Below are 24,267 nucleotides of genomic sequence, written 5' to 3'. Positions count from 1 at the left end.
GATGGCGCGGTGATCGGCGACAATTCACCCCGCAATTCCCCCGTGCGGAGGACCCCGGCGGCGCGGTGCCGCGACGGCACCGGCCACCGGCGGCGAGAGTGGCGCCACCTCGCCGCGCCGCCCTCACCCCCGGGAGCCGCCATGCCGCTGCGTCCGTCCCGCCGGCTCCTCCTGGGCGGCCTCGGTGCGCTGACCCTGACCGCCGCTGCGTGGCCGGCCAGGGCCGCCGAGCCGCCGCCGCGGCGGCTGCGCGGCGTCTGGATCGCGTCGGTCGACCACATCGACTGGCCGCCCGCGCCGGGCCTCCCCGAGGCGCGGCTCCGGACCGCCTTCGCCGACTTGCTGGACGCCGCGGCGGCGGCCGGCGCCAACGCGGTGTTCGTCCAGGTCCGGCCGACCGCGGACGCGTTCTGGCCCTCCCGGTACGAGCCCTGGTCGCAGTGGCTGACCGGCGTCCAGGGGCAGGACCCGGGCTGGGACCCGATGCGCTTCCTGGTCGCGGCCGCGCACGCCCGCGGCCTCGCCTTCCACGCCTGGTTCAATCCGTACCGGATCGCGCAGCACGACGACCCCGCGCGACTCTCCGCCCGGCACCCGGCCCGCCGCCATCCCGCGTGGACGGTCGCCTACGGCGGGCGGCTCTACTACGATCCCGGCGTCCCCGCCGCCCGCGCCTTCGTCGAACAGGCGATCCTGGACGCGGTGGCCCGGTACGACATCGACGGCGTCCACCTCGACGACTACTTCTACCCCTACCCCGTCGCCGGCCGCCCCTTCCCCGACGACGCCTCCTTCGCCGCGTACGGCGCCGGCGCCACCGACCGGGCCGCCTGGCGGCGGCGCAACGTCGACCTGCTGATCCGCGAACTCCGCGACCTGGTACGGGCGGTGCGTCCCGAGGCGGCCTTCGGCGTCAGCCCGTTCGGCATCTGGCGCAACGCCACGACCGATCCGCGGGGATCGGCCACCACCGCCTTCCAGTCCTACGACGGGCTGTTCGCCGACTCGCTGGGCTGGGTGCAGGACGGCCTGCTCGACTACGTCGCCCCGCAGCTGTACTGGCACCTCGGCCACCCGCAGGCCGACTACGCCGTCCTCGCCCGATGGTGGGCCGCGCGGACGGCCGGTCGCGACACCCTGCTCTGGACGGGCCAGGCCGCCTACCGCGCCGGCGCCGCGGGCGAGGCCCCCGCCTGGCAGGACCCGGCCGAGCTGTCCCGCCACCTCGACCTCGACGCCGGGCTGCCGCAGATCGGCGGCCAGATCCTGTTCAGCGCCCGCAACGTCCGCGCCGACCCGATCGGCACCGTCGCCCGCCTCGCCGCCGACCACTGGCACCGGCCCGCGCTGCCCCCGCTGCTGCCCCGGCTCGCCCACGGCACTCCCCCGGCCGCCCCCGCCCTGGCCACCGCGGACGGCACCCTGCGGATCATCCCCGGCGGCCCGCCGCCGTTCCGCTACGCCCTCCACCGCCTCCCGCAGCCACCCGCCGGCCGGCCGCAGCTCACCGCGGCCACTCTGACGGCCTGCCTGCCCGCCGCCGACTGCGCCCGGCCGCTGCCACTCCCGCCGGGCCGGTACACGGCGACCGCCCTGGACCGCGCCGGCCGGGAGAGCCGACCCGCCACACCCGTCCGGGTGTAGGGCATGGCCTCCACGGGTCACGGGGACCTTGAAGGGGCGCGGGGAAGTGCGCAATTCGGATGCGGGCCACCGTACAGATCACGGCTCGCCCAAGGTCCCACCGCCCGTCAGGTACTTCTCGCGGAGCCGGGTGAACGCCGTCGGCGTCGGACGCTGCGGCAGGAATTCCTTGATGCGCTCGGCACAGGCGCGGGGGCTCGCCGCACCGGTGTCGCACTCCAGGTCGTAGTCGCCGTGCCGGTGCACCAGCCCGTACTGGTGCACCGCCAGGCCCGGCGGCCGGTCGCCCCGGTCCCGTTCGCGCCGGGCCAGTTCGTCCGGCGGGCAGTGGACGCCGACGAAGAGCACGTCCTCCGGGGGCAGCACCGCCAGGCAGTCGAGCAGCCGCCACTCCTCGCTCAGCACGTGGTCGACGACGAGGTCGTTGCCCGCGCCGGCCATCGCCGCGACCGAGCGGTGGAAGCCCTCCCTGGTACGGCGCAGCGCCGCACCGAGTTCCTCCTCGCCGAGTTCGCGCTTGGTACGCATGGCGTTGAAGCCGTCGACCGCCAGGTGGAAGAAGACCCCGTCGTCGAGGATGTCCAGGAGCTCCCGCGCGATGCTGGACTTGCCGGAGCTGGACGTGCCGTTGAGGAAGATGATCCGACCGGATGCCATCCTGACATGATCACATGCACCGCCGCGGCCTCCGCGGGCCCCTTGTCGGCGGTGGCCGGGCCGCCCGGGCGCGGCCGACGTACGGTGGAGCGGTGAGTGCCGAGAACGCCCGGCCCTCGCCGCAGGCGTTCCAGGTGCCCCGGCGGGCGGTGCTGCTCGGTCTGGCGGGGGTCCTGCTGGGGGCCTGCACCAGCCGGACGGGCACCGCGGCCGGCTCCGCCTCCCCGCCCACGCCGGCCGCCCCGTCCCCGCCCGGGACCTCTCCCGTGACCTCCTCGGCGGCACTCCCCGCCACCATGCCGTGGCAACCCGGGCCCGGTGAGATCGACCCGGACGTGAAGCTGCGGGCGACCCAGCTGGTCGAGGCGCTCGGCGCCTGGCCCGCCGGTGGACAGGGCCTGGCCGCGGCCCGGGACCGGGTCCGCGCCCTCGGCCTCGACCCGTCGCTCGCCGGCCAGGCCGGACCGCTGCTCGGAGCCGCCCCGCAGGCCGTCCTTCAGGTCGTGAACGCCCAGTGGGGCGGGCACCTCACCGACTCCGCCAGCGTGATGGTCCCGTGCCGGCAGTGGACCACGGAGGGGTCGGGGGGCACCACCGTCGACGTGCGGCTGGTCCGGGCGCAGCCGCGCTGGAACGTCACCGCCCTGCACCCGGCGCAGCCTGCCCCGCCGGCCGCCGTCCTCTCCGACGCGGCGCAGCGGGTACTGGCCGAGCCGCGGATCCAGCTGCCGCCGGCCGCGATCGCCGACGTCCGCGGCGGCGGCGTGCACGAGAGCGTCCTCGGCTCGATGCTGACGCTGGCCGCCCGGTACTCGTACGCGGTGACCGTGCTGCGTTCCGGGCACCCGATCGACGTGTTCGGCACCTCCCGCCCGAGCGACCATCCGCCGGGGCGGGCCTTCGACGTCTGGCGGATCGACGGCCACCTCGTGGTCGACCCGGCCACCCCGCACGACCTGGTCGACGGCTTCATGCGGGCCGCGGCGGCCAGCGGTTCCTACAACGTCGGCGGCCCGCGCCAACTCTCCGGCGGCACCACCCCCCACCAGTTCTTCACCGACGACGCCCACCACGACCACGTCCACGTCGGCTTCCGCAGCTGACGGCCGGGCATCCCCGGGTCCCTTCCCTGCCGTCGGCCGGCAGGGAAGGGTTCGACGTCCCGACGGCGGTCGGTCCGGTGTGCCCGCTGCGCCGTGACGCGGCTCAGGAGAGCGGGCGGCAGAGCAGGGCGTCCGGGGTGCCGGAGGAGCCGATCCGGGTGGTGAAGGCGATGCCGGCGGCGTACTCGGTGGGGCCGCACTGGCCCTTGTAGGCGCCGTGGGCGAACTCGCCGCCGGGGTTCGCGGACGGGCGGTTGTCGCCGCGGTCGAACCAGACCGTGCGGGTGCCGGTGCCGAGCGGGCGGCGGGCCGTTGCGCAGAGGGCGGCCGAGACCCGGGAGCCGCGCAGGCTGTACCCGATCAGGAACTGGCCCTGCGCACACTGGTACTTGGTGTAGCCGGAGGCCCAGTCGCCGCCCGCGGGGACGTTGCGCTCGTCGCGGACGACGACGGCCTCACCGGTCACGGCCCGCAGGTCGCCGCCGGTCGCGGTGTCGGTGCACAGTCCGCGGCCGCCGGTGTGGGCGAGGCCGACGAGGCGTTCGCCGTCGGGGCAGACGGCCTTGCGGGCGCCGCTGTCCCAGTCGCCGGCCGCGCGCACCCGCAGGGACTGCACGGCGTCGGCGTGGTCGGTGGTCAGCAGGTGCCAGGCGTCGGCGGCCGGCACCTGGCCGGTGAGGCCGGGCGCGGCGGTGAGACGGCTCCAGGCGTCCGCGCGCCAGTCGGCGCCGTCCAGAACACCGGAGCGGCTGCCGGCCGCGGTGTACCGGAGCAGGGCCCAACTGTCGCCGCGGCCCGGGTCGTTCCAGCCGACCAGCGGCCAGTAGGCGAAGTCGGTGTCCAGCGCGGCCAGGCGGTCGGCGAGGTTCCCGAACCAGGTGCGCGGCGCGGCGGCGCCCTCGTCCGCGCCGATGCCGAACTCGCTGACCCAGACGGGTGCGGTGAAGTGTTGGCCGCTCTCGGTGGCGACGTAGAAGGCCTCGTCGTCGAGGACGCGGTAGAGCTCGTCGCGGCCGAGGTCCTGGTAGCGGGCGTCGTGAGTCTCGCCGAGGCCGGTGGCGCCGCTGTGGTTCGGGCCGGTGTAGCCGTAGAAGTGCGCCGAGTAGACGAGTTTGTGGGAGGCGACGAGGGTGTGCGAGAGGGTGCGGACGGGGGTGAGGGTCGGGCGGCCGTGCGGCAGGCCGTCCGCGGGGATGCCCGTCCAGTTGATGCCCTCGACCACGATCAGCAGGTCCGGGCTGCCCTCGGTGAGGATGCGGTCTCCGGCGTGCTGCGCGGCGGCGTACCAGTCGTGGGCGTCGCCGAGGCCCCAGTTGGGGTCGTCGAGGACGTCGCGGCGGACTTCGTTGTACAGGTCGGCGCCGACCACCCGCTTGTTGTCGCGGTACCGCCGGGCCATGAACACCCAGTCGTCCTCCCACTGCGTGGTGGACTGGCTGCTGTTCCACCGTTCGTTGCCGTCCAGGCCGCAGCACCAACGGGTGGTGTTGGTGTGGTTGTTGAGGATCACCGCGAAGCCGTCAGCGGTGAGCGCCCGCACCACCGCGTCGTAGACCTGCAGCGGGGTGAGGCCGCGCAGCTGGGGGTTGGCCGCGACGGCGGTGTCGGGCACGGGCGCGGTGGTGCGGATCATCTCGTTGGAGAAGGGCAGCCGGATGCTGTTGAGCCCGAGACGGTGGAAGTCCGCCATCAGGGCGGGTAGCTGGGCGCGGTCGAGGCCGAGCGGGATGCCGTGGGAGTCCTGGCCGCTGTGGTGGTTTGCCGGGTCAGCGACGCTGCCGGATCCGGTCCACGAGCCCTGGGCGCCGTCCCAGTTGCCGGCCCGGAGCCTGAAGCGGGCGCCGGTGGCGTCGACGATGTACCGGCCGCGGGTGGAGAGCGGCGCGGTCCATCCGACGGCGAGGCCGGCGGCGGGCGTGGCCGCGGCTGCTTCCGGCGGGGCCGCCGAGGCGGCGGGTGCGACGAGCAGCGCCGCCGGCAGGGCCAGCGTCAGTGCGGTGCGGAGGAGGTGCCGGATCATCGGGCCTGCCCGGGTGTCGAGAGTGTCGGACTCATACCAACGTGGCGTCGGCAGAGCCGAGTTACCCGGCGGTAGGCCGGCTGAACCGCGTCCGGCCGGCTCCCGTCGCGGAGCCGGCCGGCGAGCGGCCCGAGGTCAGGCGATGACCAGCGGGTTCTCCGGCGCGAGCAGCTCGGAGATGCGTTCGGCGACGATCTGCGCGGTGTTCTCGTCCGGCGCCTCGGGTCCCCTGGTGGTGGACACGGCGATGGAGAGGCCCTGCTGCGGCAGATAGGCCTGGATGGCCGCGTATCCGGAGAACGACGGGTTCTGCAGCACCCAGTCGTCGATCACGATGACACCCATGCCGAAGTGCTTGGCCTCGGTGTTGACCAGGCAGATGTCCGCCGGGCAGGTCGCGGTCGCGCCGCCGAGGCCGACTGTGCCCGGGTCGAGCTGCTCCCGGAAGGCGCGGCGGGAGAGCAGCTCGCCGCTGCCGATGGCCCGGGCGGAGCGCTCCAGGTCACAGATGTGCATGGCGAGGACCGCCCCGGGAGCGGTCGTCCACGACGGGTTCCAGAAGGTGGACTCCTCGTACGTGCCGCGCGAGGCGGTGAAGGCGTGCTGGACGGGCTCCTCGATCTCCGGGGTGAAGCTGTTGCGGGTGTTCCGGAGCCCGAGCGGCCCCATCACCCGCTCCTCCAGCAGCCGGTCCAGCCGGGTGCCGGTGATCCGCTCCAGCGCCGCCCCGAGCAGGACGAAGTTCGCGTGCGAGTAGCTCCAGCTGGTGCCCGGCTCGTACCAGAGCGGCTGCGCGGTGGAGATGCCCACCAGCTCCTCCGGCGTCCACTGCCGGAACGGGTCGGCGTCGAGCGCGGCCAGGAAGCCCGGGTCGCGGACGTAGTCGACCAGGCCGGAGGTGGAACTGCCGAGCATCCGCAGGGTGATCTCGCCGCCGTGCGGCAGATCGGGCAGCCAGCGGGAGACGGGCTCGTCGAGGTCGACCCGCCCCTCCTCGGCGAGTTGCATCAGCACGGTGCCCATGTAGGCGATGCCCACCGACCCCGCACGGAAGTGCATGCCGGGCTCGGCGGGGACACCGGTCATCGACTCCCCCTGGGCGCCGGTGACGATCTCCCGACCGCCCTCGGTGACCTTGAACAGGACGGACTTCAGCCCGAGTTCGTCCTTCACCCGGCTCACGATCCGGTCGACCTGACGGGCCTTCCCGCGGAGCGGCTCCGGGGTGCTGACGCAGGCGTGCGCATCGTGCCCGCCGCCACCGGCGGCGACGGCCACCCCGGCCGTGGACTGCAGCGTGGCGGCGAACAGTGTGGCCGCGCAGAGCAGCGCGGTCTGAGTACGTGTCATACCCCACCGTGCGAGCATCCCCGCTCCGCCCCGGCCCCGACACCCCGCCACCTCCGCCGTTCGGCCGGACCCACCGTCCCCCGGGAGAGTGGTCGGACCTCCCCGCACTCGGCCGGGCCGTTGTCCCGCTCGCACGGTCCGGCGTCCGGGCACTCCTCGGCTTCACCGCCGGACCGTCCCACGGACCGCTAGAGTGATCGGGTGGTCACGGTGCTGGTCAACGGGCTTCCCGGAGCGGGGAAGACCACGCTCGCGCGGGCCTTGGCGGCCGAGATGGGCCTACCTCTGTTCAGCAAGGACGCGATCAAGGAGACATTGGCGGACACGCTGGCGGGCCTCCGCCCGCCGGAGTGTCCCGACCTCGAATGGAGCCGGGTCCTGGGGGGCGCCGCCGGCGAGGCCCTGTGGACGTTGCTGGGCGACGCGCGGGGCGGGGCCGTTCTGGAGAATTCGTGGTTGGCCCATGTGCGGCCGGTCGTGCGGGCGGGACTCCGGCGTGCGGGCGTGGCCGACGTGCGGGAGGTCTGGTGCGAGGTGCCGCTGGAGGTGGCCCGTCGGCGGTTCGCCGGCCGGACTGCCGAACGACACCCGGTGCATCCCGAGAGTCCTGGCGGTTTCGGCGGCGACTGGCCGTTGTGGTCCCGCGGCGCCGAGCCACTCGGGCTGGGGATCGTCCACCGTGTGGACACCACCGGGCCCGTCGACGTCCCGGCCCTGGCCGCGTCGATCACAACCGCCCGTTGACGGCGGCAGCCTGCGGGGTGGACTCGTGGCGGAGCCGTCCCGCCGCGGCCGCCGTCAGGGCACGCCCGTGGAGGGACGGGGTGGCACGGTCCTCAGCCGCATCCGGCGGGTGAGCGCGCCCACGACGGTCGTCTGTGCACAGCCGTCAACGGAGCGGATGCTCCCTGTTGCGGATCTGGCCGGCCTGGTCCGCGAGGCGGGTCAGGCCCGCCTCGTGCCAGAGGGTGGCCGGGGTGGCGAGGCGGACGGCTTCGGTGCGGGCGAGGCGGTAGTGGCGGTGCAGGGGGGTGGCGTTGGTGAGGCCGCGGACGCCTGCGGTGTGGACGGCGGTGCGGGTGGCGTCCAGGGCGGTTTCGGCGGCGGTGGCCAGGGCCTCGGCGGCGGAGCGGGTGAGCGGGGTCTCGGGGGCGGCGGAGTCGGCCAGGGCGGCGGCGCGGCGGACGAGCAGGCGGCCGGCCTCGATCCGGGTGAGTTCGCGGGCGAGCGGCAGTGCGACGCCCTGCCAGTGGGCCAGCGGGCGGCCGAACTGCTCGCGGCGGTGGCTGAGCCCGATCGCCTCGCCGGTGGCGCCGGCGGCCAGCCCGATCAGGTACGCGGCCTGCCGGATCCGCTGCCGGGCGACGGCGGGCCCGGTCGGCGGAGTGGCAGGCGGAGCGGCCTGCGGCGGCGTTCCGGCGCAGGCGGCCTCCGCGGCGGGGCCGACGGCGTCCGGGCCGAGCAGGTCGAGGGCGGCGGCGGTGTCCAGGTAGGGGCCGCGCAGCGCGGCCCGTCCGAGTTCCTCGGCGACGACCGTGGCGGCGGCGAGGCCGAGATCGAGTCCGCCCGCCTCTGCGGGCACCTCGAAGAGCGGGGCGCCGAGTTCGGTGAGGGCGGCCCAGGAGGGGCAGTCGGGGCCGTCCTCGGCGGGTGCGTCGTGGACACCCGGCCGGGGACTCCCGGTGACCGCCCGGTCGAGCAGCTTCCGTACGGCCTGGCGGAGTTGCTGCTGCAGCAGGTCGTCGCCCGGGTCGAGGGCGCCGGCCCCGGCGACGACCTGGAGCATGACCTCGGAGGTGCCGGCCGAGAGGGTGAGGCCGGGCGCCTCCCGGTAGCCGGCCTCCAGGCCCGGGTCGGTGCCGGGCGTCGAGAGGCCGTGGGCGGCGGCCCAGCCGGCGACGGACTGGGCGAGTTCGCTGGTGTAGTACTTGGCCGCGGCCGAGAGCGGCTCGTCCACCTCGGCGGTGTGGCCGTCACCGTCCGCGGGGGCGGGGACGCCGGCGGTGAGGCGGGCGGCGAAGAGGGCGGCGGCGTCCACGGCGGCGCCGTACCGGGCGATCTCCTCGGGCCGGTCGAGGCCGTGCGCCAGCACTGCGCGGTACCACCGTTCGGCCTTCAACGCGTAGTCCAGGCCGGTGCGTTCGACGGCGAGCGCCTGGGTGAGCAGCGGCCAGCCCTCGTGTTCGGCGCCGACCAGTGCGTCGGCCCCGACCCGGACGCCGCGCAGTTCGATCCGGTGGAACTGCTCGTCGGCGAGGCCGGGGATCACGCTGCGCTGCACCCCGTCGGCGGTGAGGTCGAGCAGGAAGAGGCTGATGCCGTGGTAGCGGCCGTCGACCGGGCCGGTGCGGGCGGCGCACAGGCCGAGGTGGGTGCGGTCGCTCTTCAGGCTGAACACCTTGACGCCGTCCAGCCGCCAGCCGGCGCCGGGCTCCGAGGCACCGGCCCGGACGGCGGTGGTGCGCAGCGCGGCGAGGTCGGAGCCGGTCTCCGGCTCGGTGTAGAGCACGCTGGCGAAGCGCTCGCCGGCGGCGATGGCGGGCAGGTGGGCGGCCTTCTGTTCGGGGGTGCCCGCCATCAGCAGGAAGAGGCCGACGATCTGGACGGTGTTGACGTGCAGGGTGTCGGGGATCCCGGCCCGGACGAGTTCCTCGTAGAGGGCGGCGGCCTCGGCGCGGCCGAGGCCGCGGCCGCCGTACTCGACGGGCCAGTCGGGGGCGAGCAGCCCTTGCCGGCCGAGTTCGCGGTAGAGCGGCCGTTCGTCGGTGTCCGGTCCGGGGGCGGCGCGCCAGGCGTCGAGGGCGGCCCGCACGCCGGGGCTGCGGAGCCGCTCGCGGACGTCCCGGCGGAAGGCGTCGAGCCCGTCGGTGGTGGTCGGCTGGTCCATGGTCTGCTCCTCCGAGGGCTCGAACGGCGCTGGCGAAGAGAGGGGCGGCGGCGACGGGAAGGGGTCAGGAGGCGGGTCCGCCGCCGGCGAGCAGCCGGGCGGCCTCGTCGTCGGACATCCGCTCGATCAGGCTGAGCAGGGCGTCGTCGTCGAGCGCGGTGGCGCGGGCGCGGTCGATCAGCGCGGCGAGGTGTTCGACGGTGGGGCCGCGGAAGAAGTCGGCGAGCGGTACCTCGACGCCGAAGCGTTCGCGGATCCGGGCGAGCAGCCGGGTGCTGCGCAGGCTGGTGCCGCCGAGGTCGAAGAAGCTGTCGTGCACGGAGATCCCGTCGACGCCCAGGACTTCGGCGAACACCTCGCCGACGAGGATCCGTTCGGTCTCGGTGCGGGGTGCGGTGGCCGGTCCGCCGCGCGGCCGGGCGGCGGGGTCGGGTTCGGGCAGGGCGCGCCGGTCGACCTTGCCGCTGGTGGTGAGCGGGAGGGCGGGCAGGGCCACGTAGTGGGCGGGGAGCATCCAGCCGGGGAGGCGCTCGGCGAGGGCGGCGCGCAGGGCGGCCGGTTCGGCGGGTTCGGCGCCGTCGGCGGGGGCGGTGTAGGCGACCAGGTGGCGTTCGCCGAGCGGGTCCGTCCAGACGGCGGCGGCGGCCTGGCCGATGCCGGGGGCGGCGGCCAGGGCGGCTTCGATCTCGCCGAGTTCGATCCGCAGGCCGCGGAGTTTGACCTGCTGGTCGATCCGGCCGAGGAAGGTGATGGCGCCGCCGGGTTCGCGGCGGACGAGGTCGCCGGTGCGGTAGAGGCGGCCGCCGGGGGCGGTGCCGAAGGGGTCGGCGACGATCTTCTGTGCGGTGAGTTCGGGGGCGTTGAGGTAGCCGGGTGTCAACCCGGCGCCGCCGATGACGAGTTCGCCGGCCACGCCGTACGGGACGGGCTGCAGGTGGTGGTCGAGGACGTGGGCGACGTGGTTGTCCATCGGCAGGCCGATCGGCGGGCTCGCCGTCCAGTGGCCCGCGCACTCCTGGACGATCATGGTGACGGTGCACTCGGTGGGGCCGTAGCCGTTGAAGAAGCGGCGGCCCGGGTTCCAGCGGTTGACGAGTTCGCCGGAGAAGGCCTCGCCGCCGACGAAGACGATCCGCAGGGCGGGCAGCCGCTCGGGCTCCAGCAGCGCCATCACGCTGGGCGGCAGATCGACCACGGTGACGGACTGACTGATCATCAGTTCCTGGAGCCGGGCCGGGTCGAGGCGCTCCTCGTCGGTGGCGAGGCAGAGCCGGGCGCCGGTCAGCAGGGCGGCGAAGATCTCGAAGACGGAGACGTCGAAGGCGGCGGAGGCGAAGCCCAGCACCCGGTCCGCCGGGGTGAGGTCGAAGAGCCGGCGGACGGAGTCGGCGAAGGCGACGGCGCTGCGGTGCCGGATCGGCACGCCCTTGGGGGTGCCGGTGGTGCCGGAGGTGTAGATGACGTACGCGGTGGCGTCCGGGCCGGCTTCTCCGCCGGGCAGCGACAGCGCCACCAGGGCTCCGCCCTCGGCGTGCCAGCGGCCGTCGCGGTGGACGATCCGGCGGGCCGGACCCTCGGCGGGCAGGCCGTGTTCCGTCCCGTCGGTGGCGAGGACGGCGACGGGCGTGGCGTCGGCGAGGACGGCGGCGATCCGCGCGGGCGGGCTGGCGGCGTCCAGCGGCACGTAGGCGGCTCCGGTGCGCAGTACGGCGAGGACGGCGGTGACGAGTTCCTCGCTGCGGGGCAGCAGCAGCGCCACCCGTTCGCCGGGCCGGGCACCGGCGGCGCGCAGGATCTCGGCCAGTGCGTCGGCAGCGGCGTCGAGTTCGGCGTAGGAGGTGTCGCGGCCGGAGACGGTGAGGGCGACGGCGTCCGGGGTGCGGGCGGCCTGCTCGGCGAAGGCGGTGGCGAGGGTGCCGGCGGGGAGGGGGCGGCGGGCGCCGTCGAAGGTGCCGCCGGTGAGTTCGGCGTGCTCCTCGGCGGAGAGCAGCGGCAGCCGGCCCGCCTCGGCGCCGGGGTCGGCAAGCAGGCCGTCGAGCAGGGTGCCGTAGTGGGCGGTCATCCGGTCGACGGTCTCCGGGTCGAACAGGGCCGTGGCGTACTCGACGTAGAGATCGAGGCCGTCGGCGCGTTCGGTGGCGTTCCAGCTCATGTCGAAGCGCGAGGTACCGGGGTCGACGGCGTACTGGTCGACCGTCAGGCCGGGCAGGTGCAGCGGCCGGTCGGCGTTCTGGTAGGTGAAGGCGAGTTGGACGAGCGGCGAGCGCGAGGGGTCGCGGGGCGGCCGGGCGGCGTCCACGATCTGCTCGAAGGGCAGCTCGCCGTGGGCGAAGGAGTCGCGGACGGCGGCACTGACCCGGGAGATGACCTCGCGGCCGGTGGGTCCGCCGTCCAGGTCGACCCGGATCGGCAGGGTGTTGACGAAGAAGCCGACCAGGTCCTCGATCTCGACCCGGTCGCGGTTGGCGGTCGGCGAGCCGACGACCAGGTCGTGCTGGCCGCTGTAGCGCTGCAGCAGCAGCAGGAAGGCGGCGAGCAGCACGGTGTACGGGGTGACGCCCTCGCTGCGGGCGAGTTCGCGGACGCGGGGGGCGAGCGCGGCGGGCAGCAGCCGGCTGCGGTGGGCGCCCTCGTACCGGACCTCGGGCGGGCGGGGGCGGTCGGTGGGCAGGTCGACGGTGGGCAGTCCGGCGAGCCGCTCGCGCCAGAAGCCGCTGAGCCTGGCGAGTCCGGGACCGGTGAGGCGGGCGTGCTGCCAGAGGGTGTGGTCGGCGTACTGGACGGGCGGCGGGGTGACGGCCTCGCCCGTGTAGCCGGCGGCGAGTTCGCGGGCGACGACGCCGAGCGACCAGCCGTCGCAGACGATGTGGTGCACGGCGAGGACGAGCAGGTGGCGTTCGGGCTCCAGGCGGAGCAGGGCGGCCCGCCAGAGCGGTCCGGCCGCCAGGTCGAAGGGGCGGCGGGCGAACTCCTCGGCCCAGCGCTCGGCCCAGGAGGCACGCTCCTCCGGGGAGGCGCCCTCGGCGGGCACCGGCGCCAGGTCGACGAACTGGTGCCGGGCGATCTCCTGGACGGGCCCGTCGGGCGTCTCGCGGACGCGGGTGCGGAGCGCCTCGTGGCGGTCCACCACGCCGGCGAGGGCGCGGGTGAGGGCGTCGGTGTCGAGCGGCCCGTCGAGGCGGTAGGCGGTGGTGACGTTGTAGGTGGCGAGGCCGGGGGCGAGCCGGTCGAGGAACCAGAGCGGGGCCTGGGCGAAGGAGAGCGGCACCGGGCGGTCGCGGTCCTCGCGGGGGCGCAGCACGGCCTCGGGCCGGGCGCCGGCGCCGCGCAACTGGGCGAGGAAGGCGGCGCGCCGCTCGCCCGGGAGCTTGGCGAGGCGGTTGATCAGCTCACTCATCGCAGGACGCCTTCCGGCTGACGGGCCGCGGGGGCGGCGGGGTGGGTGTCGGGTCGGGCGGGGCGGGTGTCGGCTGCTGCGGCGCGGGTGTCTGGTGCGACCGCCCGTGGCGGCAGGGCGGCGAGGTGGCGCAGCGCGGTGCGCAGGACGGTGATGCCGCGCAGGTAGTCGTCGACGGCGATGTGCTCGTCGTCGGAGTGGTCGAGGGCGCTGTCGCCGGGGCCGTAGGTGGCCATCGGGACGTCCCAGACCTCGGCGAGGGTGTTCATGTCGGAGGTGCCGGTCTTGCGGGTGGGCCGGGGGGTGCCGCCGGCCGCGCGGACACCGGCGGTGAGGGCGCGGACGACCGGGTCGGTGCGCGGGGAGAGCACGGCGCCGACGGCGTTGAGGACGTCGAGGGTGCCGCCGTCGGCGCGTTCGCGCAGCGCCTCGGTGAAGGCCGGGATGTCGAAGCCGACCGGGGTGCGGACGCCGATCTCGAGTTCCGCGGCGGCGGCGTCGCCGTGCATGGCGACCAGGGTGGCGCCCGGGGTGCCGAAGGAGGCGTGCCCGGCGTCGGGGCCGATCAGGTCGAGCAGGTGCTGCCAGAAGGCGGCGGCGACCTCGGTGGCCTTGGGTTCGGGGTTGCTGGGGTGGGTGGCGGCGCGGGCGACCCGGTAGCGCAGGTCGAGTTTGCCCTTGTAGCCGAGGACGACGCCCTGCCAGCCGCCGGGCTCGCCGACGATCAGCGCGTCGGGCGCGGGCCGGGTGCGGCCGAGGTGGACGGCGCCGCGCGAGCGCGGGGTCTCCTCCTCGACGACGCCGGCGACGACCAGCCGGCCGGGGAAGTCGGCCTCCGCGGCGACGGCGCTGATCATCGCGGCGAGCGGCCCCTTGGCGTCGACGGCTCCGCGTCCGGTGATCACCCCGCCGGTGCGGCGGACCGGCAGCTCGCCGGGGACGGTGTCCAGGTGGCCGACCAGCATCACGGTCGGACCGGGGCGGGGCGCGGTCTCGCCGATGACGTTCCCGGCCGCGTCGATGCTCGCGGTGAGCCCGGCCGCGCGCATCCGGGCGGCGAGGTGGACGGCGAGCGGGTGCTCCTCCCCGGAGGACGAGGGGATCGCGAGTGCGGACTCCAGCAGCTCGACGGCGGCGTCGGCCTCGGCGGGGGTCATGCGCCACCTGCCGGGGCGGGCCGGGTGGTGAGCGCGATCTCGGTGCCGGCGCCGTCGAGGGCGCGGGCGAGCGCGCCGGGGGTGCGGCCGTCGGCGACGGTGACCCGGTCGACGCCGGCGAGCAGTGCCTCGCGGGCGGCGACCAGTTTGAGCGCCATCCCGCCGCGGGCGAAGGCCCCGGGGGCGCCCTCGGCGGGCACCTCGCAGCGGTCCAGCAGGCTGCCCGGGTCGGCCGGGTCGGCGAGCACGCCGGGGGCGCCGGTGAGCAGCAGCAGCCGGTCGGCGCCGAGCGCCCCGGCGACGGCGGCGGCGGCGCGGTCGGCGTCGACGTTCACCGGCCGGCCGTCCTCCGCGGCGGCCGGCGGGGAGACGACGGGGACGAACCCGGCGTCGAGCAGGGCGGTGAGGACGGCGGTGCGCACCTCGGCGATCCGGCCGCTGTGGTCGTCGCGGACGAGCACGGTGCGGCCGTCGACCACGGCCCGGTGGGCGCGCTTGCGGCGCGCCCGGAGCAGTCCGCCGTCCAGCCCGGTGAGGCCGACCGCGGGGACACCGTGGTCCTGCAGTTCGGCGATCAGCCGGGGTTTGACGGCGCCGGCCAGGGCGAGCGTGACCACCTCCAGGGTGGCGGTGTCGGTGTGCCGGGCGGAGACGCCGTCGGGGGCCGTGAGGCGGCGGTGCGGGACGCCGAGGCGGTCGCCGAGCCGGTCGATCTCGGCGGAGCCGCCGTGCACGAGCACGACCCGCCGCCCGGCCCGGACGAGCGCGGCGACGTCGGCGCAGATGCCCGCGGCGTCGACCTCGCGGTTGCCGCCGCACTTGACGACGGTGAGGGGTGCCATCGGCGTCCTTTCGCTTCGCTGGGCGGATCTTCGTCAGATCGGGTGCAGGCCGGGGAAGGAGAGGCCGAGGCCCTCCGGTCGGCCGGTGCGGATGTTGAGGCACTGCACGGCGTTGCCGGCGCCGCCCTTGACCAGGTTGTCCAGGGCCGCGATCAGCACCAGCCGCCCGGTCCTCTCGTCGTAGACGTGGCCGACGTCGCAGAAGTTGGAGCCGAGCAGGATCTTGGGCTCGGGGTAGCGGTAGGTGCCGCGGCGCTGGGCGACGATCCGCACGAAGGGCTCGTCGCGGTAGGCCTCCCGGTAGGCGCGACGGATCGCCAGGTCGTCGACGCCCTCGGCGGCCTCGACCCGGGCGACCACCTGGACGCCGCGCACCGCCTCCACCCCGGTGGCCGTCATCCGCACGGCCAGGCCGGTGAGTTGGGCGATCTCCGCCTCGTGCCGGTGGCCGACGGGGGCGAACACCCGCATGGCGCCGCTGCGTTCGGCGTGCAGGTTGGCCTCGCCGGCGGTCACCCCGGAGCCGCTGGAGCCCGTCCGGGCGTCGAGTTCGACCCGGCCGGTGAGCAGGCCGCGCGCGGCGAGCGGGGCGATCGCCAGCAGTCCGGCGGCGGCCATGCAGCCGGGGACGCTGATCCGGTCGGCGGTGCGCAGTTCCTCGCGGTACAGCTCGGGGATGCCGGGGGTGAAGGTGCCGAGCAGCTCGGGCACCGGGTGCTCGGCTCCGTAGTAGCGCTCGAAGACGGCGGCGTCGCGCAGCCGGAAGTCGCCGGACAGGTCGATCACCGTCTTCGCCCGGTCCGACCAGTCGCGGACGAGCTCGGCGGTCTTCCGGTGCGGGGTGGCGAGCAGCACGGCGTCGTACGTGTGCCGGGCGGCCTCCTCCGGGTCGGTGAACACCAGGTCGGTGACGGCGCGCAGGTTGGGGTGGACGGTGTCGACGCGGCGGGCGGGGAAGCGGGAGGAGACCGCGGCGGCGACCTCCACCTCGGGGTGGCCGACCAGCAGCCGCAGCAGCTCGCCGCCGATGTAGCCGGCGGCGCCGAGCACCGCGACCCGGGTCATCGGGCGGCCTCCTCGATCAGGTGCCCGGCGATCGCGGCGCCGATGTCGACGCGGTCGCCCGCGGCGGCCTGCAGGCCGGCGAACTCCACGCGGTGGTTGACCTCGATCACGTACAGGCCTCCTCGGGCGTCCTCGACCAGGTCGACCCCGGCGATGCCGGCGCCGACGCCGTCCGCGGCGGCGACGGCGAGCTTGGCGAGGTCGTCGGTGAGCGGGCAGGGTTCGGTGGTGGCGCCGCGGGCGACGTTGGTGCGCCAGTCCGCGGAGCGGCGGTAGACCGCGGCGACCGCGCGGCCGCCGATCACGGCGACCCGGATGTCGCGGTCCGGCTTGTCGACGTACGCCTGCAGGTAGACCAGCCGGCCGGCCGGCGAGGGCATCGCCTCGCAGTACTCGAACAGGCTGCGGGCGGTGTCCCGGTCGCGCAGCAGGGCGACCCGGCGGCCCCAGGATCCGGTGAGGGGCTTGAGGACGACCGGGTAGCCCATCTCCTCGGCGGCGGCCTCGGCGGCCTCCGGGGTGAGGGCGAGGGCGGTGCGCGGGGTGGGTACGCCGGCCCGGCTCAGCGCCACGGAGGTGCGCCACTTGTCGCCGCAGGTCTCGGTCGCGGCGGCGCTGTTGAGCACCCGGGCGCCGGCGGCTTCGAGGGCGAGTGCGGAGTACAGCGCCCGGGTGGCCGAGATCTCCCGGTTGAGGACGGCGTCCCACGGCGCCGGGGCGGCGTCCAGCTCCCGGTGCAGGGACCGGGTGTCCAGGTGGGTGCAGCTGAGGCCGTGCCGGGCCAGGGCCTCCAGGATCCGCTTCTCCTCGAAGCCGATCCTGGAGGCCAGCAGGGCGATCCGGGGCCTCGGGGAGGCCCCGCTCACTCGCCCCAGTCCTCCTCGACCTCGGGCGCGAGGGCGAGCAGCACCGGGTCGGTGGCGACGACCTCCAGCTCGGTGCGGCACTCGGCGCATTCGGTGATCTCGGCAAGCATCGGCGGGGCGGCGAAGGCCACTTCGGCCTCGCAGCTGGGACAGACGAGGACGTCGGTCGCGGGCATCGGGCTTCCTCTCGTGAGCTGATCTGACGATGCGTCAGTCGGTGGTCGGGGCCGGGCCGAGGCCCAGCGCGCCGCGGACGGTGTCGGCCACCCGGGCGGGGGTGATGCCGTAGTGGGCGAGCAGGTGCTCGTGGCCGCCGACGGTGTCGGTGAAGGTGTCGGGCATGCCGATCCGCAGCACCCGGGCGGGCGCGGCCTCGGCCAGCGCCTCGGCGACCGCGCCGCCGAGGCCGCCGCTGCGCCAGTGCTCCTCCACGGTGACCACCAGCCCGCTGTGGTCGGCGGCCTCGACCAGCGCGGCGGTGTCGAACGGGCGCAGCGTGTGCACGTTGAGCACGGTGCACTCGACACCCTCGACGGCGAGTTCGGCGGCGGCGGCCAGGCAGGCCTGCACCGGGTACGGGCCGCAGGCGGCGAGCACCGCGTCCCGGCCGCGGCGCAGCGTCTGGGCGCGGCCGGGGACGGGCGGCGGGGTGCCGGGCGGCAGGGCCGGGGTGGCCTTGCGGCCGAGCCGGACGTACAGCGGGCCGGGCAGGTCGAGGCTGCGGTCGACGAAGGCGGCGGCCTGCGCGGCGTCCGCGGGCACCAGCACGGTCATGCCGGGCAGTGCCCGCATCACCGCGAGGTCCTCCAGCGCCTGGTGGGTGGGGCCCAGGTGACCGGCGGCGAGGCCGCCGTGGGTGGCCATGATGCGCACCGGGAGGGCGTTGTAGGCGATGTCGATCTTCACGGCCTCCAGCGCCCGGGTGGCGGCGAAGGCGGCCATGGTGTTGACGAAGGGCATCCGTCCGCTCGCGGCGAGGCCGGCGGCGATGCCCATCAGGTTGTGCTCGGCGATGCCGAGGTCCAGGTACTGCCGCCCGGCGGCGGCGACCTGGTCCGGCCCGAACAGGCCGGTGTCGGTGTCGAGGCAGATCAGCCGGGGGTCGGTGGGCAGCAGTGCCAGCAGGCGGTCCCGGTAGGCGGTGCGCGTCGCCTCCGGCCGCGCCGGGTCGACGGGCGTGGCCTGCTGGGGCGGGGCGGTGGCGAGCGCCGACCAGCTCATGCCGGCCTCCCCGCGACGACGGTACCGGCGGTGACAGTGGCGGCTCTGGCGGCAGTGCCACTGTCCGCGCGCAGTGCGGCGCGGGCGCGGGCGTGGTTGCGGGCGGAGAGGGTGACGTAGTGGGCGGCGGGCCGGCCCTCCAGGAAGGGCACGCCGCGGCCCTTGACGGTGCGGCAGATCAGCAGGCTCGGACGGCCGGGCTCCCAGGGGGCGGAGCCCAGGTGCCCGACCAGGGCGGCCGGGTCGTGGCCGTCGGTCTCGCGGACGGCCCAGCCGAAGCTGCGCCAGCGCTCGGCGAGCTGCTCCATCGGGGCCTTCCCGTCGGTGGGGCCGGTGAGTTGGAGGCCGTTGCGGTCGATCACGGCGACCAGGTTGTCGAGGCGCAGCGAGGCGGCGGCGATCGCCGACTCCCAGACCGAGCCCTCCTGGAGTTCGCCGTCGCCCATCAGCACGAAGCTGCGGGCGGACCGCCCGTCGAGGCGCTGGCCGAGGGCGAATCCGCAGGCGAGTGCGAGGCCGTGGCCGAGCGAGCCGGTCGGCATCTCGACCCCGGGGACGGCCCGGACGGGGTGGCCCATCAGCCGGGTGCCGGGGCGGCCGTAGTCGGCGAGTTCGGCGGTCGGCAGGTAGCCCCGTTCGGCGAGCACCGCGTAGAGGCCGACGGCGGCGTGGCCCTTGCTGAGCACGAAGCGGTCGCGGTCCGGGTCGGCCGGGTCGGCCGGGTCGGTGTTCAGCACGGCGAAGTAGAGCGCGGTGAGGATCTCGGTGCTGGAGAAGGCGCCGCCGAGGTGGCCGCCCTCGGGGCCGGCGCACATGTCGACGACGTGCTCCCGGACCCGGCGGGCGGTCGCGGCCAACTCCTCGGCACTGCACGGCAGGACGGCCGTGGGCGCGGTCATCGGGCGGCCCCCGCGAGCCGGGCCACCGTGTCGAGGTTGCCCCACACCTTCTCGAAGGCGTCCGCGTAGTGCTGCAGCAGCGGGCCGGAGCCGGGGTTGAGGTGGCGCTTCTGGATGGTCAGCGAGTCCTCGATGACGGCGCGGGTGACGGGGTGGTCGCCGGGCTCCGGGGCGTCGGCACCGAGCACCGTCCAGGGGTAGCCCTTGCCGAAGCCCTCGCGGTCGCGGAAGACCATCTGCTCGGGCAGCGGGACGAGTTGGTACTGCGAGACGGGGACGCCCTCGGCGCGCAGCAGCCGGCGCAGCACGGTGCGGAAGCGACCCGGGGCGACACCGTCGAGGCCGGCCGCGGCGGGGTCGAAGCGGAACCTGAGGATGTGCCAGACGTGCACGGTGCCCGGCAGCGCGGTCGGCACGGTGAGGCCGGGCAGGCCGTCCAGCCGGGCGAGGAAGCGGGTGACGTTCTCCTGCCGGGCCTGCTCGTAGCCGTCGAACCGGGCGAGCTGGGAGGAGGCGAAGGCGGCCTGCAAGCCGTTGATCTTGTGGTTCCAGCCGAGCCGGTAGGAGATGTAGTCGCGGTCCCGGCCGGGCTCGATGACCTCGCCGAACTGCCGGCCCTTGCGGGCGGTCTCGGCGAGCGCGTCGTCGGCGGTGACGAGCAGGCCGCCCTCGCCGCAGGTGGGGATGTTCTTGGTGACCTGGAGGCTGAACGCGCCGAACTCGCCGATCCCGCCGACCGGCCGGCCGCGGTGCAGCGCGCCGGGGGCCTGCGCGGCGTCCTCGACCAGGGCGAGTCCGTGCCGGCGGGCGATGTCGCCGAGCCGGTCCAGGTCGGCGGGGGCGCCGTGCAGGTGGACGGGCAGGATCGCCCGGGTGCGCGGGGTGATCCGGCGCTCCACGTCGTCCGGGTCGAGGTTGAAGGTGACGGGGTCGATGTCGGCGAAGACCGGCACGGCCATCTGGTGGACGGGCGCGAGGCCGGTGGCGATGAAGCTCAGCGCCGGCACGATCACCTCGTCGCCGGGCCCGACGCCGAGCGCGGACAGCGCCAGCGAGAGCGCCGCGGTGCCGTTGGAGACGGCGATGGTGTGGGCGAAGCCGAACCGCTCGCTCCACCGGCGTTCCAGGGCGCTGACCGGCGTCTCGCCGTCGGCGTTGGAGACCAGCCGGCCGCCGTCCAGGGCGGCGAGAACGGCCTTGCGGTCCTCGTCGTCGATGACCGGCCATTCGACGTCGCGCTGCTCGCGCGGTACGGCCGGGGGGCCGCCGAGCACGGCGAGCCTGTTCATGCGGGACTCCTCGGGGATCGCGGTGGGGGGTGCGGCGCTCGGAACGCGGTGCCCGGACGGGCCGCTCAGGCGGGTACGGGCAGCGCGTCGAGCGCCTCGTGGACGGCCTCGACGGCCTCGGCGTAGCGGCGGCGCAGCACGGCGGTGTGCCGGGCGAGGCCGCCGGCGGCGGCGGCCGGGTCGTCGCGCCCGTGCGCGCCGGTCATCCGCACGCCCGTCCAGGCGTGCGCGACGGCCTCCACGGCTCGGCCCGCGCCGGCCAGGACGGGCAGCCGCCAGGCGGCGCCGAGCCGGCGGAGCAGTTCGCCGTGCAGCGAGGCCTGCGCCTGCATGCCCCAGCCGAACGGGTAGAGGTCGCGGATCGCGGCCGGGTCGCCCGCCCGGGAGCGGTCGACGAGCTCCTCGGTGAACCGGGCGAGGCCGGCGAGGCCCGCGGCACCGTCCGGCCCGTCGGCCTTGCCGGTGGTGAAGAGCTCGGCGTCGGCGCGCAGCACCGCGGCGAGCCGGGCGGGCGTGGTATCGGGGTACGGGCCGCCGACCCGGACGTCGAGCCAGCGCCGGCCGATCCGGGAGTCGCTGAAGAAGGCGTCCTGGACGTCCGAGGGATTGGCCGAGTCCCACGCGGCCAGAAAGGCCTCCAGCGGGACGGCGCCGCGGAAGGCGGGCGGGGTGGCGTCGGCGACGTGCACCAGCCCGCGGTGCTCGTCCAGGCCGAACACCGTGACCAGGTGGGCCGCGTGGACGTCGCGGTAGGCGGGCCGGAACGGCAGGTGGTGGTTGTCGACGGCGGCGATCACCAGCCGGTCGGCGTCCAGCGCGGCGCGCAGGCCGGCCAGCGGGTCCGCCGGGTCGTCCGGGGTCCGCCAGGCGGAGGTCAGCGGGTGGTGCGGGGCGATGCCGCGGCCGAGGTCGCCCTCGTAGCGGGTCGGGAAGTAGAACTCCTCGGAGCGGACCTCGCCGGGTCGGTAGAGGAACTGCCAGGCGGTGCCGAGGACTTCGAGCGGGTCGTGGCCGGCGCGCAGCAGCACCGAGCCGAAGGTCGCCTGCAGGCAGCTGGCCAGGTCGCGGTACCAGAACTCGGGCGGGGCACCGGTGATGTGGTGCACCCGGGGCGGGTGGTCAGTGGTCACGGCCGTCCTCCTCCCTGCGGGTGGCGGGCAACCCGGCGGTGCCGGGCGGCGGTTCCTGCACGGTCGCGGCGAAGACGTGCACCGCGATGTTCCGCGGCAGCCGCAGGCCGGCCAGTGCGGTGCGCCGCGGCACCGGAACGCGCTGCGCCCACAGGTGGGCACCGATCCCGGGCTGTACGTGGTACGGGTAGTGCATGACGGGCGTCCGGTAGGCGGGCAGTTCGCCGAACCAGGCGGGCGCCGACCAGAAGTCCGAGACGCGCAGCCACTCGGTGTCCACCGAGCCGTCGGCGTAGTGCAGTTCGACGGTGTCCTCGGCGCGGCGCTCGGCGGCGGCCAGCAGGTGGATCCAGTCGTAGCGACCGGCCGGCACCTCGACGAACTGGCCGTCGCAGCGCACGTTGTCGTAGCCCTCGCCGACCGGCGGGAAGCTGAACGGCACCCCGCCGACCTCCACCTCGGACCCGCCCGGGGGCAGGTGCTCGACAGGGAAGGAGTTGCGCCAGACGTTGAAGCCGCCCGCCCCGGTGGTGTGCATCCGGGAGGCGGCCCGGTTGTTGCGGTGGGCGGCCAGCTCCACCACGCGGTAGCGCGGTGCACCGGCCGGCGGTGTTGCTGTGCCGGGGGGTGTGGATGTGTCGGTCACATTCCCTCTTCACGTGGACTCGGCCGCACTGCTGCATCGAAAGCTAGCCGGAATCAACGGAGTTCGTCCTCCGCCCCGGCAGTGATTTCCCGGTCAACGGAATGCTTCGGTCCGATCCGCGGGCGTACCCGAATCGTTCAATTCCACGACGGCAGGTCAACGGAAGTCCACCACCCGTCGGCGGCCGGGCAGCGGTTCCCCAGGTCGCGGCCGTAATCGTGGCGTTGACGCGGCGAATCGACGTGCGGTCGAACGCAATTCCGGGGTTCCCGGCCGGCCCCGGGCGTTGCTAGCCTCGCCGCACCGAGCCACCCGGGAAAGGAATGCGCCATGAGTGCCGAGGAACCGCCGACCACCATCGGGGCGATCGCACTGTGGAGCGCACCCCGCTCCCGGTCGACCGCATTCCTGCGGATGATGATGCAGCGCCCCGACGTACTGACCCTGCACGAACCGTTCTCGCACCTGGCGGACTTCGGCAGCACCGAGGTCGACGGCGCGGCCGTGCACAGCGAGAGCGAACTGATCGCCGCGATCCTGCGGATCTCCCGGGAGCGCCTGGTGTTCTTCAAGGACACCACCGACTTCCACTACCCCGGCGTCCTGGCGGACCGCCGCTTCCTCACCGAGGTGCGGCACACCTTCATCATCCGCCGCCCGGACGAGGTGATCGCCTCGCACTACGCGCTCAACCCCGCACTCACCGAGCCGGAGATCGGCTTCGGCCGGCTGCGCGAACTCTTCGACGCGGCCGCCGCGGCGACCGGGTCCGTGCCCGCCGTGGTCGACTCGGACGCGCTGCTGGACGACCCGGAGGGCACCGTCCGGGCGTACTGCGAGCGCACCGGACTCGACCACCGCCCGCAGGACCTCAGCTGGCAGGCCGGCGCGCACGACGGCTGGGGCAGGGCACAGCGCTGGCACGTCGACGCCGAGCGGAGCACCGGCTTCGTCCGCTCCGAGCGCAGCTACCCGCACACGGTGGCGAACACCCCGCTGCTCGCCGACTACCACCGCGCCCAACTCCCGCACTACGAGGCGCTGTACCAGCACCGCCTGGTCCCCGCCGGAGCGCCCCGGCCGTGACCGTCCGCCACCCGTGACCGTCCGCCACCCGTCGACCGCGCAGGAGAGACCGTGCCGCCCGGACCAGCCGTGCCGCCCGCCGACAGCCGGGTGGCCGCCCTCTCGCCGCAGAAACAGGCCCTGCTGGACGCGCTGCGGGCCGGCCGCAGCGGCCCGACCGCACCAACGGCCGCCCACGGCACCCTGGTCGAACTGCAACCCGGCACCGACCCAGCCGCGGGCGCCGTGGTGCTGTGCCCGCCGATCGGCGGCGGGGTGTTCTGCTACACCGGGCTGGCCCGACTGCTGGCCGGACGCCGCCCGGTGCTCGCCGTCGCCGCCGAGGAACGCCCCGAGGGACCCGCCGCGGTGGAGTCGATGGCCGAGGACTACCTCGCCCTGCTGGCCGGCGCCGGACACCGCCCGGCGGTGCTCGCCGGCTGGTCCTTCGGCGGCCTGGTCGCCTACCAGGCGGCCCGCCGGCTCGCGGCCACCGGGGCACCGCCCCCGGTCGTCCTGCTGGACACCATGAGCTGGCCCGCCTCGGTGCCCGCCTGGGACGGCCCGGCCACCCTGCAACGCTTCGTCGCCGACCTGGTGGACTCCGCCGGCCCGGCCGACGCTCTGCCGGACGCCGGCGACCGGCTGCCGGTCGACCCCGCGGTGTGGCGACTGCCGCCGGACCGGGCACTGGACGCCGCGGTGGCCAGCCTGCGCGAACGTGGCATCGACCTCGGGCTGGACAGCACCGACCTGGCCGCCCGGTACCGCGGCTACCGGGTCGCCACCCGCGCCATGCACGCCCACGTGCCCGGCCCGTACGCCGGACCGGTCACCCTGCTGCACGCCGAGGACTCCGCCGTCGACCCGGCCGAGTGGCGGGCCCGGGTGAGCGGCCCGCTGCACGTCCGCCGGGCCCCGGGCGGACACTACGACGTCGTCCGCGAGCCGGTGGTACGGATCGCCGCCGAACTGATCCGCACCGCCGCGCCCTGACACCCGCCGCACCCGCACGACACCGCGCCCGAC

The 24,267-nt window shown here is 75.5% G+C and carries 20 protein-coding genes; 5 read left to right on the top strand and 15 right to left on the bottom strand.

Annotated elements, in window-relative coordinates; genetic code table 11:
* Positions 1–141: 141 nt before the first annotated feature.
* Complete coding sequence (locus KSNIM_RS31900) at positions 142–1,644, top strand: glycoside hydrolase family 10 protein (RefSeq protein WP_263106618.1); 1,503 nt, start codon at positions 142–144, stop codon at positions 1,642–1,644.
* 78 nt (positions 1,645–1,722) lie between these two features.
* Here the strand turns inward: KSNIM_RS31900 and KSNIM_RS31895 are convergent, their stop codons facing one another.
* Positions 1,723–2,301 (bottom strand): chloramphenicol phosphotransferase CPT family protein, encoded by a 579-nt coding sequence (locus KSNIM_RS31895; RefSeq protein WP_263106617.1) that lies wholly within the window; start codon positions 2,299–2,301, stop codon positions 1,723–1,725.
* 92 nt (positions 2,302–2,393) lie between these two features.
* Here KSNIM_RS31895 and KSNIM_RS31890 point away from each other — a divergent pair, with 92 nt between their 5' ends.
* Complete coding sequence (locus tag KSNIM_RS31890; RefSeq protein ID WP_263106616.1) at positions 2,394–3,404, top strand: hypothetical protein; 1,011 nt, start codon at positions 2,394–2,396, stop codon at positions 3,402–3,404.
* Between the two features lie 103 nt (positions 3,405–3,507).
* Here KSNIM_RS31890 and KSNIM_RS31885 read toward each other — a convergent pair whose 3' ends face one another.
* Entirely contained in the window at positions 3,508–5,424 is a 1,917-nt protein-coding gene (locus KSNIM_RS31885) for a glycoside hydrolase family 5 protein (protein ID WP_263106615.1), read from the bottom strand.
* Positions 5,425–5,559: 135 nt separating this feature from the next.
* Positions 5,560–6,774, bottom strand: coding sequence for a serine hydrolase domain-containing protein (locus tag KSNIM_RS31880; protein WP_263106614.1), 1,215 nt, complete (start codon positions 6,772–6,774; stop codon positions 5,560–5,562).
* 201 nt (positions 6,775–6,975) lie between these two features.
* On the opposite strand from KSNIM_RS31880, the gene KSNIM_RS31875 reads away from it, so the two are divergent.
* Complete coding sequence (locus KSNIM_RS31875) at positions 6,976–7,518, top strand: AAA family ATPase (protein ID WP_263106613.1); 543 nt, start codon at positions 6,976–6,978, stop codon at positions 7,516–7,518.
* Between the two features lie 145 nt (positions 7,519–7,663).
* On the opposite strand, the gene KSNIM_RS31870 is transcribed toward KSNIM_RS31875, so the two are convergent.
* The 12 genes from KSNIM_RS31870 to KSNIM_RS31815 form a co-directional block, all read right to left on the bottom strand.
* A complete protein-coding gene (locus KSNIM_RS31870; RefSeq protein ID WP_263106611.1) occupies positions 7,664–9,661 on the bottom strand; it encodes an acyl-CoA dehydrogenase family protein in 1,998 nt (665 codons plus the stop codon).
* 64 nt (positions 9,662–9,725) lie between these two features.
* Positions 9,726–13,058: a non-ribosomal peptide synthetase gene (locus tag KSNIM_RS31865; protein ID WP_263106610.1), complete on the bottom strand. Its 3,333-nt coding sequence runs from the start codon at positions 13,056–13,058 to the stop codon at positions 9,726–9,728.
* Positions 13,055–14,215, bottom strand: coding sequence for a M20/M25/M40 family metallo-hydrolase (locus tag KSNIM_RS31860; protein ID WP_263106609.1), 1,161 nt, complete (start codon positions 14,213–14,215; stop codon positions 13,055–13,057). The genes KSNIM_RS31865 and KSNIM_RS31860 overlap by 4 nt, the downstream gene beginning before the upstream one ends.
* The gene (locus KSNIM_RS31855; protein ID WP_263106608.1) at positions 14,212–15,057 is read right to left on the bottom strand and encodes a [LysW]-aminoadipate kinase; all 846 of its coding nucleotides are present in this window, start codon (positions 15,055–15,057) and stop codon (positions 14,212–14,214) included. Before KSNIM_RS31855 ends, KSNIM_RS31860 begins: the two co-directional genes overlap by 4 nt.
* A 33-nt stretch (positions 15,058–15,090) precedes the next feature.
* Positions 15,091–16,122, bottom strand: a complete 1,032-nt coding sequence (gene argC, locus KSNIM_RS31850) for an N-acetyl-gamma-glutamyl-phosphate reductase (RefSeq protein ID WP_263106606.1) — start codon at positions 16,120–16,122, stop codon at positions 15,091–15,093.
* Complete coding sequence (gene lysX / locus KSNIM_RS31845; protein WP_263106605.1) at positions 16,119–16,988, bottom strand: lysine biosynthesis protein LysX; 870 nt, start codon at positions 16,986–16,988, stop codon at positions 16,119–16,121. The genes argC and lysX overlap by 4 nt, the downstream gene beginning before the upstream one ends.
* A complete protein-coding gene (locus tag KSNIM_RS31840) occupies positions 16,985–17,164 on the bottom strand; it encodes a lysine biosynthesis protein LysW (protein ID WP_263106603.1) in 180 nt (59 codons plus the stop codon). Before KSNIM_RS31840 ends, lysX begins: the two co-directional genes overlap by 4 nt.
* A 34-nt stretch (positions 17,165–17,198) precedes the next feature.
* Positions 17,199–18,209: a transketolase family protein gene (locus KSNIM_RS31835; protein WP_263106602.1), complete on the bottom strand. Its 1,011-nt coding sequence runs from the start codon at positions 18,207–18,209 to the stop codon at positions 17,199–17,201.
* Positions 18,206–19,108 (bottom strand): transketolase, encoded by a 903-nt coding sequence (locus KSNIM_RS31830; protein WP_263106601.1) that lies wholly within the window; start codon positions 19,106–19,108, stop codon positions 18,206–18,208. The genes KSNIM_RS31835 and KSNIM_RS31830 overlap by 4 nt, the downstream gene beginning before the upstream one ends.
* Entirely contained in the window at positions 19,105–20,397 is a 1,293-nt protein-coding gene (locus KSNIM_RS31825) for a DegT/DnrJ/EryC1/StrS family aminotransferase (RefSeq protein ID WP_263106600.1), read from the bottom strand. Before KSNIM_RS31825 ends, KSNIM_RS31830 begins: the two co-directional genes overlap by 4 nt.
* 65 nt (positions 20,398–20,462) lie before the next feature.
* Entirely contained in the window at positions 20,463–21,527 is a 1,065-nt protein-coding gene (locus KSNIM_RS31820; RefSeq protein WP_263106599.1) for a BtrH N-terminal domain-containing protein, read from the bottom strand.
* Positions 21,517–22,173, bottom strand: coding sequence for a hypothetical protein (locus KSNIM_RS31815; protein WP_263106597.1), 657 nt, complete (start codon positions 22,171–22,173; stop codon positions 21,517–21,519). The genes KSNIM_RS31820 and KSNIM_RS31815 overlap by 11 nt, the downstream gene beginning before the upstream one ends.
* 330 nt (positions 22,174–22,503) lie before the next feature.
* Between KSNIM_RS31815 and KSNIM_RS31810 the strand changes: the two genes are divergently transcribed.
* Positions 22,504–23,259 carry a sulfotransferase family protein gene (locus KSNIM_RS31810; protein WP_263106595.1) on the top strand — a complete coding sequence of 252 codons (756 nt, stop codon included), beginning with the start codon at positions 22,504–22,506 and terminating at the stop codon, positions 23,257–23,259.
* 51 nt (positions 23,260–23,310) lie between these two features.
* A complete protein-coding gene (locus tag KSNIM_RS31805; protein WP_263106594.1) occupies positions 23,311–24,234 on the top strand; it encodes an alpha/beta fold hydrolase in 924 nt (307 codons plus the stop codon).
* The last annotated feature ends 33 nt before the right edge of the window (positions 24,235–24,267 follow it).

Origin of the sequence: Kitasatospora sp. DSM 101779 (genome assembly GCF_025655475.1) — a bacterium.
In the GTDB taxonomy this organism is placed as follows: domain Bacteria; phylum Actinomycetota; class Actinomycetes; order Streptomycetales; family Streptomycetaceae; genus Kitasatospora.
This window is presented reverse-complemented; position numbering and strand designations above follow the sequence as displayed.

What these genes read in the sequence shown, in the direction of transcription:
- KSNIM_RS31900 (WP_263106618.1), top strand. Translation starts at nt 142, where the DNA reads ATGCCGCTGCGTCCGTCCCGCCGGCTCCTCCTGGGCGGCCTCGGTGCG.
- KSNIM_RS31895 (WP_263106617.1), bottom strand. Translation starts at nt 2,301, where the DNA reads ATGGCATCCGGTCGGATCATCTTCCTCAACGGCACGTCCAGCTCCGGC.
- KSNIM_RS31885 (WP_263106615.1), bottom strand. Translation starts at nt 5,424, where the DNA reads ATGATCCGGCACCTCCTCCGCACCGCACTGACGCTGGCCCTGCCGGCG.
- KSNIM_RS31880 (WP_263106614.1), bottom strand. Translation starts at nt 6,774, where the DNA reads ATGACACGTACTCAGACCGCGCTGCTCTGCGCGGCCACACTGTTCGCC.
- KSNIM_RS31870 (WP_263106611.1), bottom strand. Translation starts at nt 9,661, where the DNA reads ATGGACCAGCCGACCACCACCGACGGGCTCGACGCCTTCCGCCGGGAC.
- KSNIM_RS31865 (WP_263106610.1), bottom strand. Translation starts at nt 13,058, where the DNA reads ATGAGTGAGCTGATCAACCGCCTCGCCAAGCTCCCGGGCGAGCGGCGC.
- KSNIM_RS31860 (WP_263106609.1), bottom strand. Translation starts at nt 14,215, where the DNA reads ATGACCCCCGCCGAGGCCGACGCCGCCGTCGAGCTGCTGGAGTCCGCA.
- KSNIM_RS31855 (WP_263106608.1), bottom strand. Translation starts at nt 15,057, where the DNA reads ATGGCACCCCTCACCGTCGTCAAGTGCGGCGGCAACCGCGAGGTCGAC.
- argC (WP_263106606.1), bottom strand. Translation starts at nt 16,122, where the DNA reads ATGACCCGGGTCGCGGTGCTCGGCGCCGCCGGCTACATCGGCGGCGAG.
- KSNIM_RS31840 (WP_263106603.1), bottom strand. Translation starts at nt 17,164, where the DNA reads ATGCCCGCGACCGACGTCCTCGTCTGTCCCAGCTGCGAGGCCGAAGTG.
- KSNIM_RS31835 (WP_263106602.1), bottom strand. Translation starts at nt 18,209, where the DNA reads ATGAGCTGGTCGGCGCTCGCCACCGCCCCGCCCCAGCAGGCCACGCCC.
- KSNIM_RS31830 (WP_263106601.1), bottom strand. Translation starts at nt 19,108, where the DNA reads ATGACCGCGCCCACGGCCGTCCTGCCGTGCAGTGCCGAGGAGTTGGCC.
- KSNIM_RS31825 (WP_263106600.1), bottom strand. Translation starts at nt 20,397, where the DNA reads ATGAACAGGCTCGCCGTGCTCGGCGGCCCCCCGGCCGTACCGCGCGAG.
- KSNIM_RS31810 (WP_263106595.1), top strand. Translation starts at nt 22,504, where the DNA reads ATGAGTGCCGAGGAACCGCCGACCACCATCGGGGCGATCGCACTGTGG.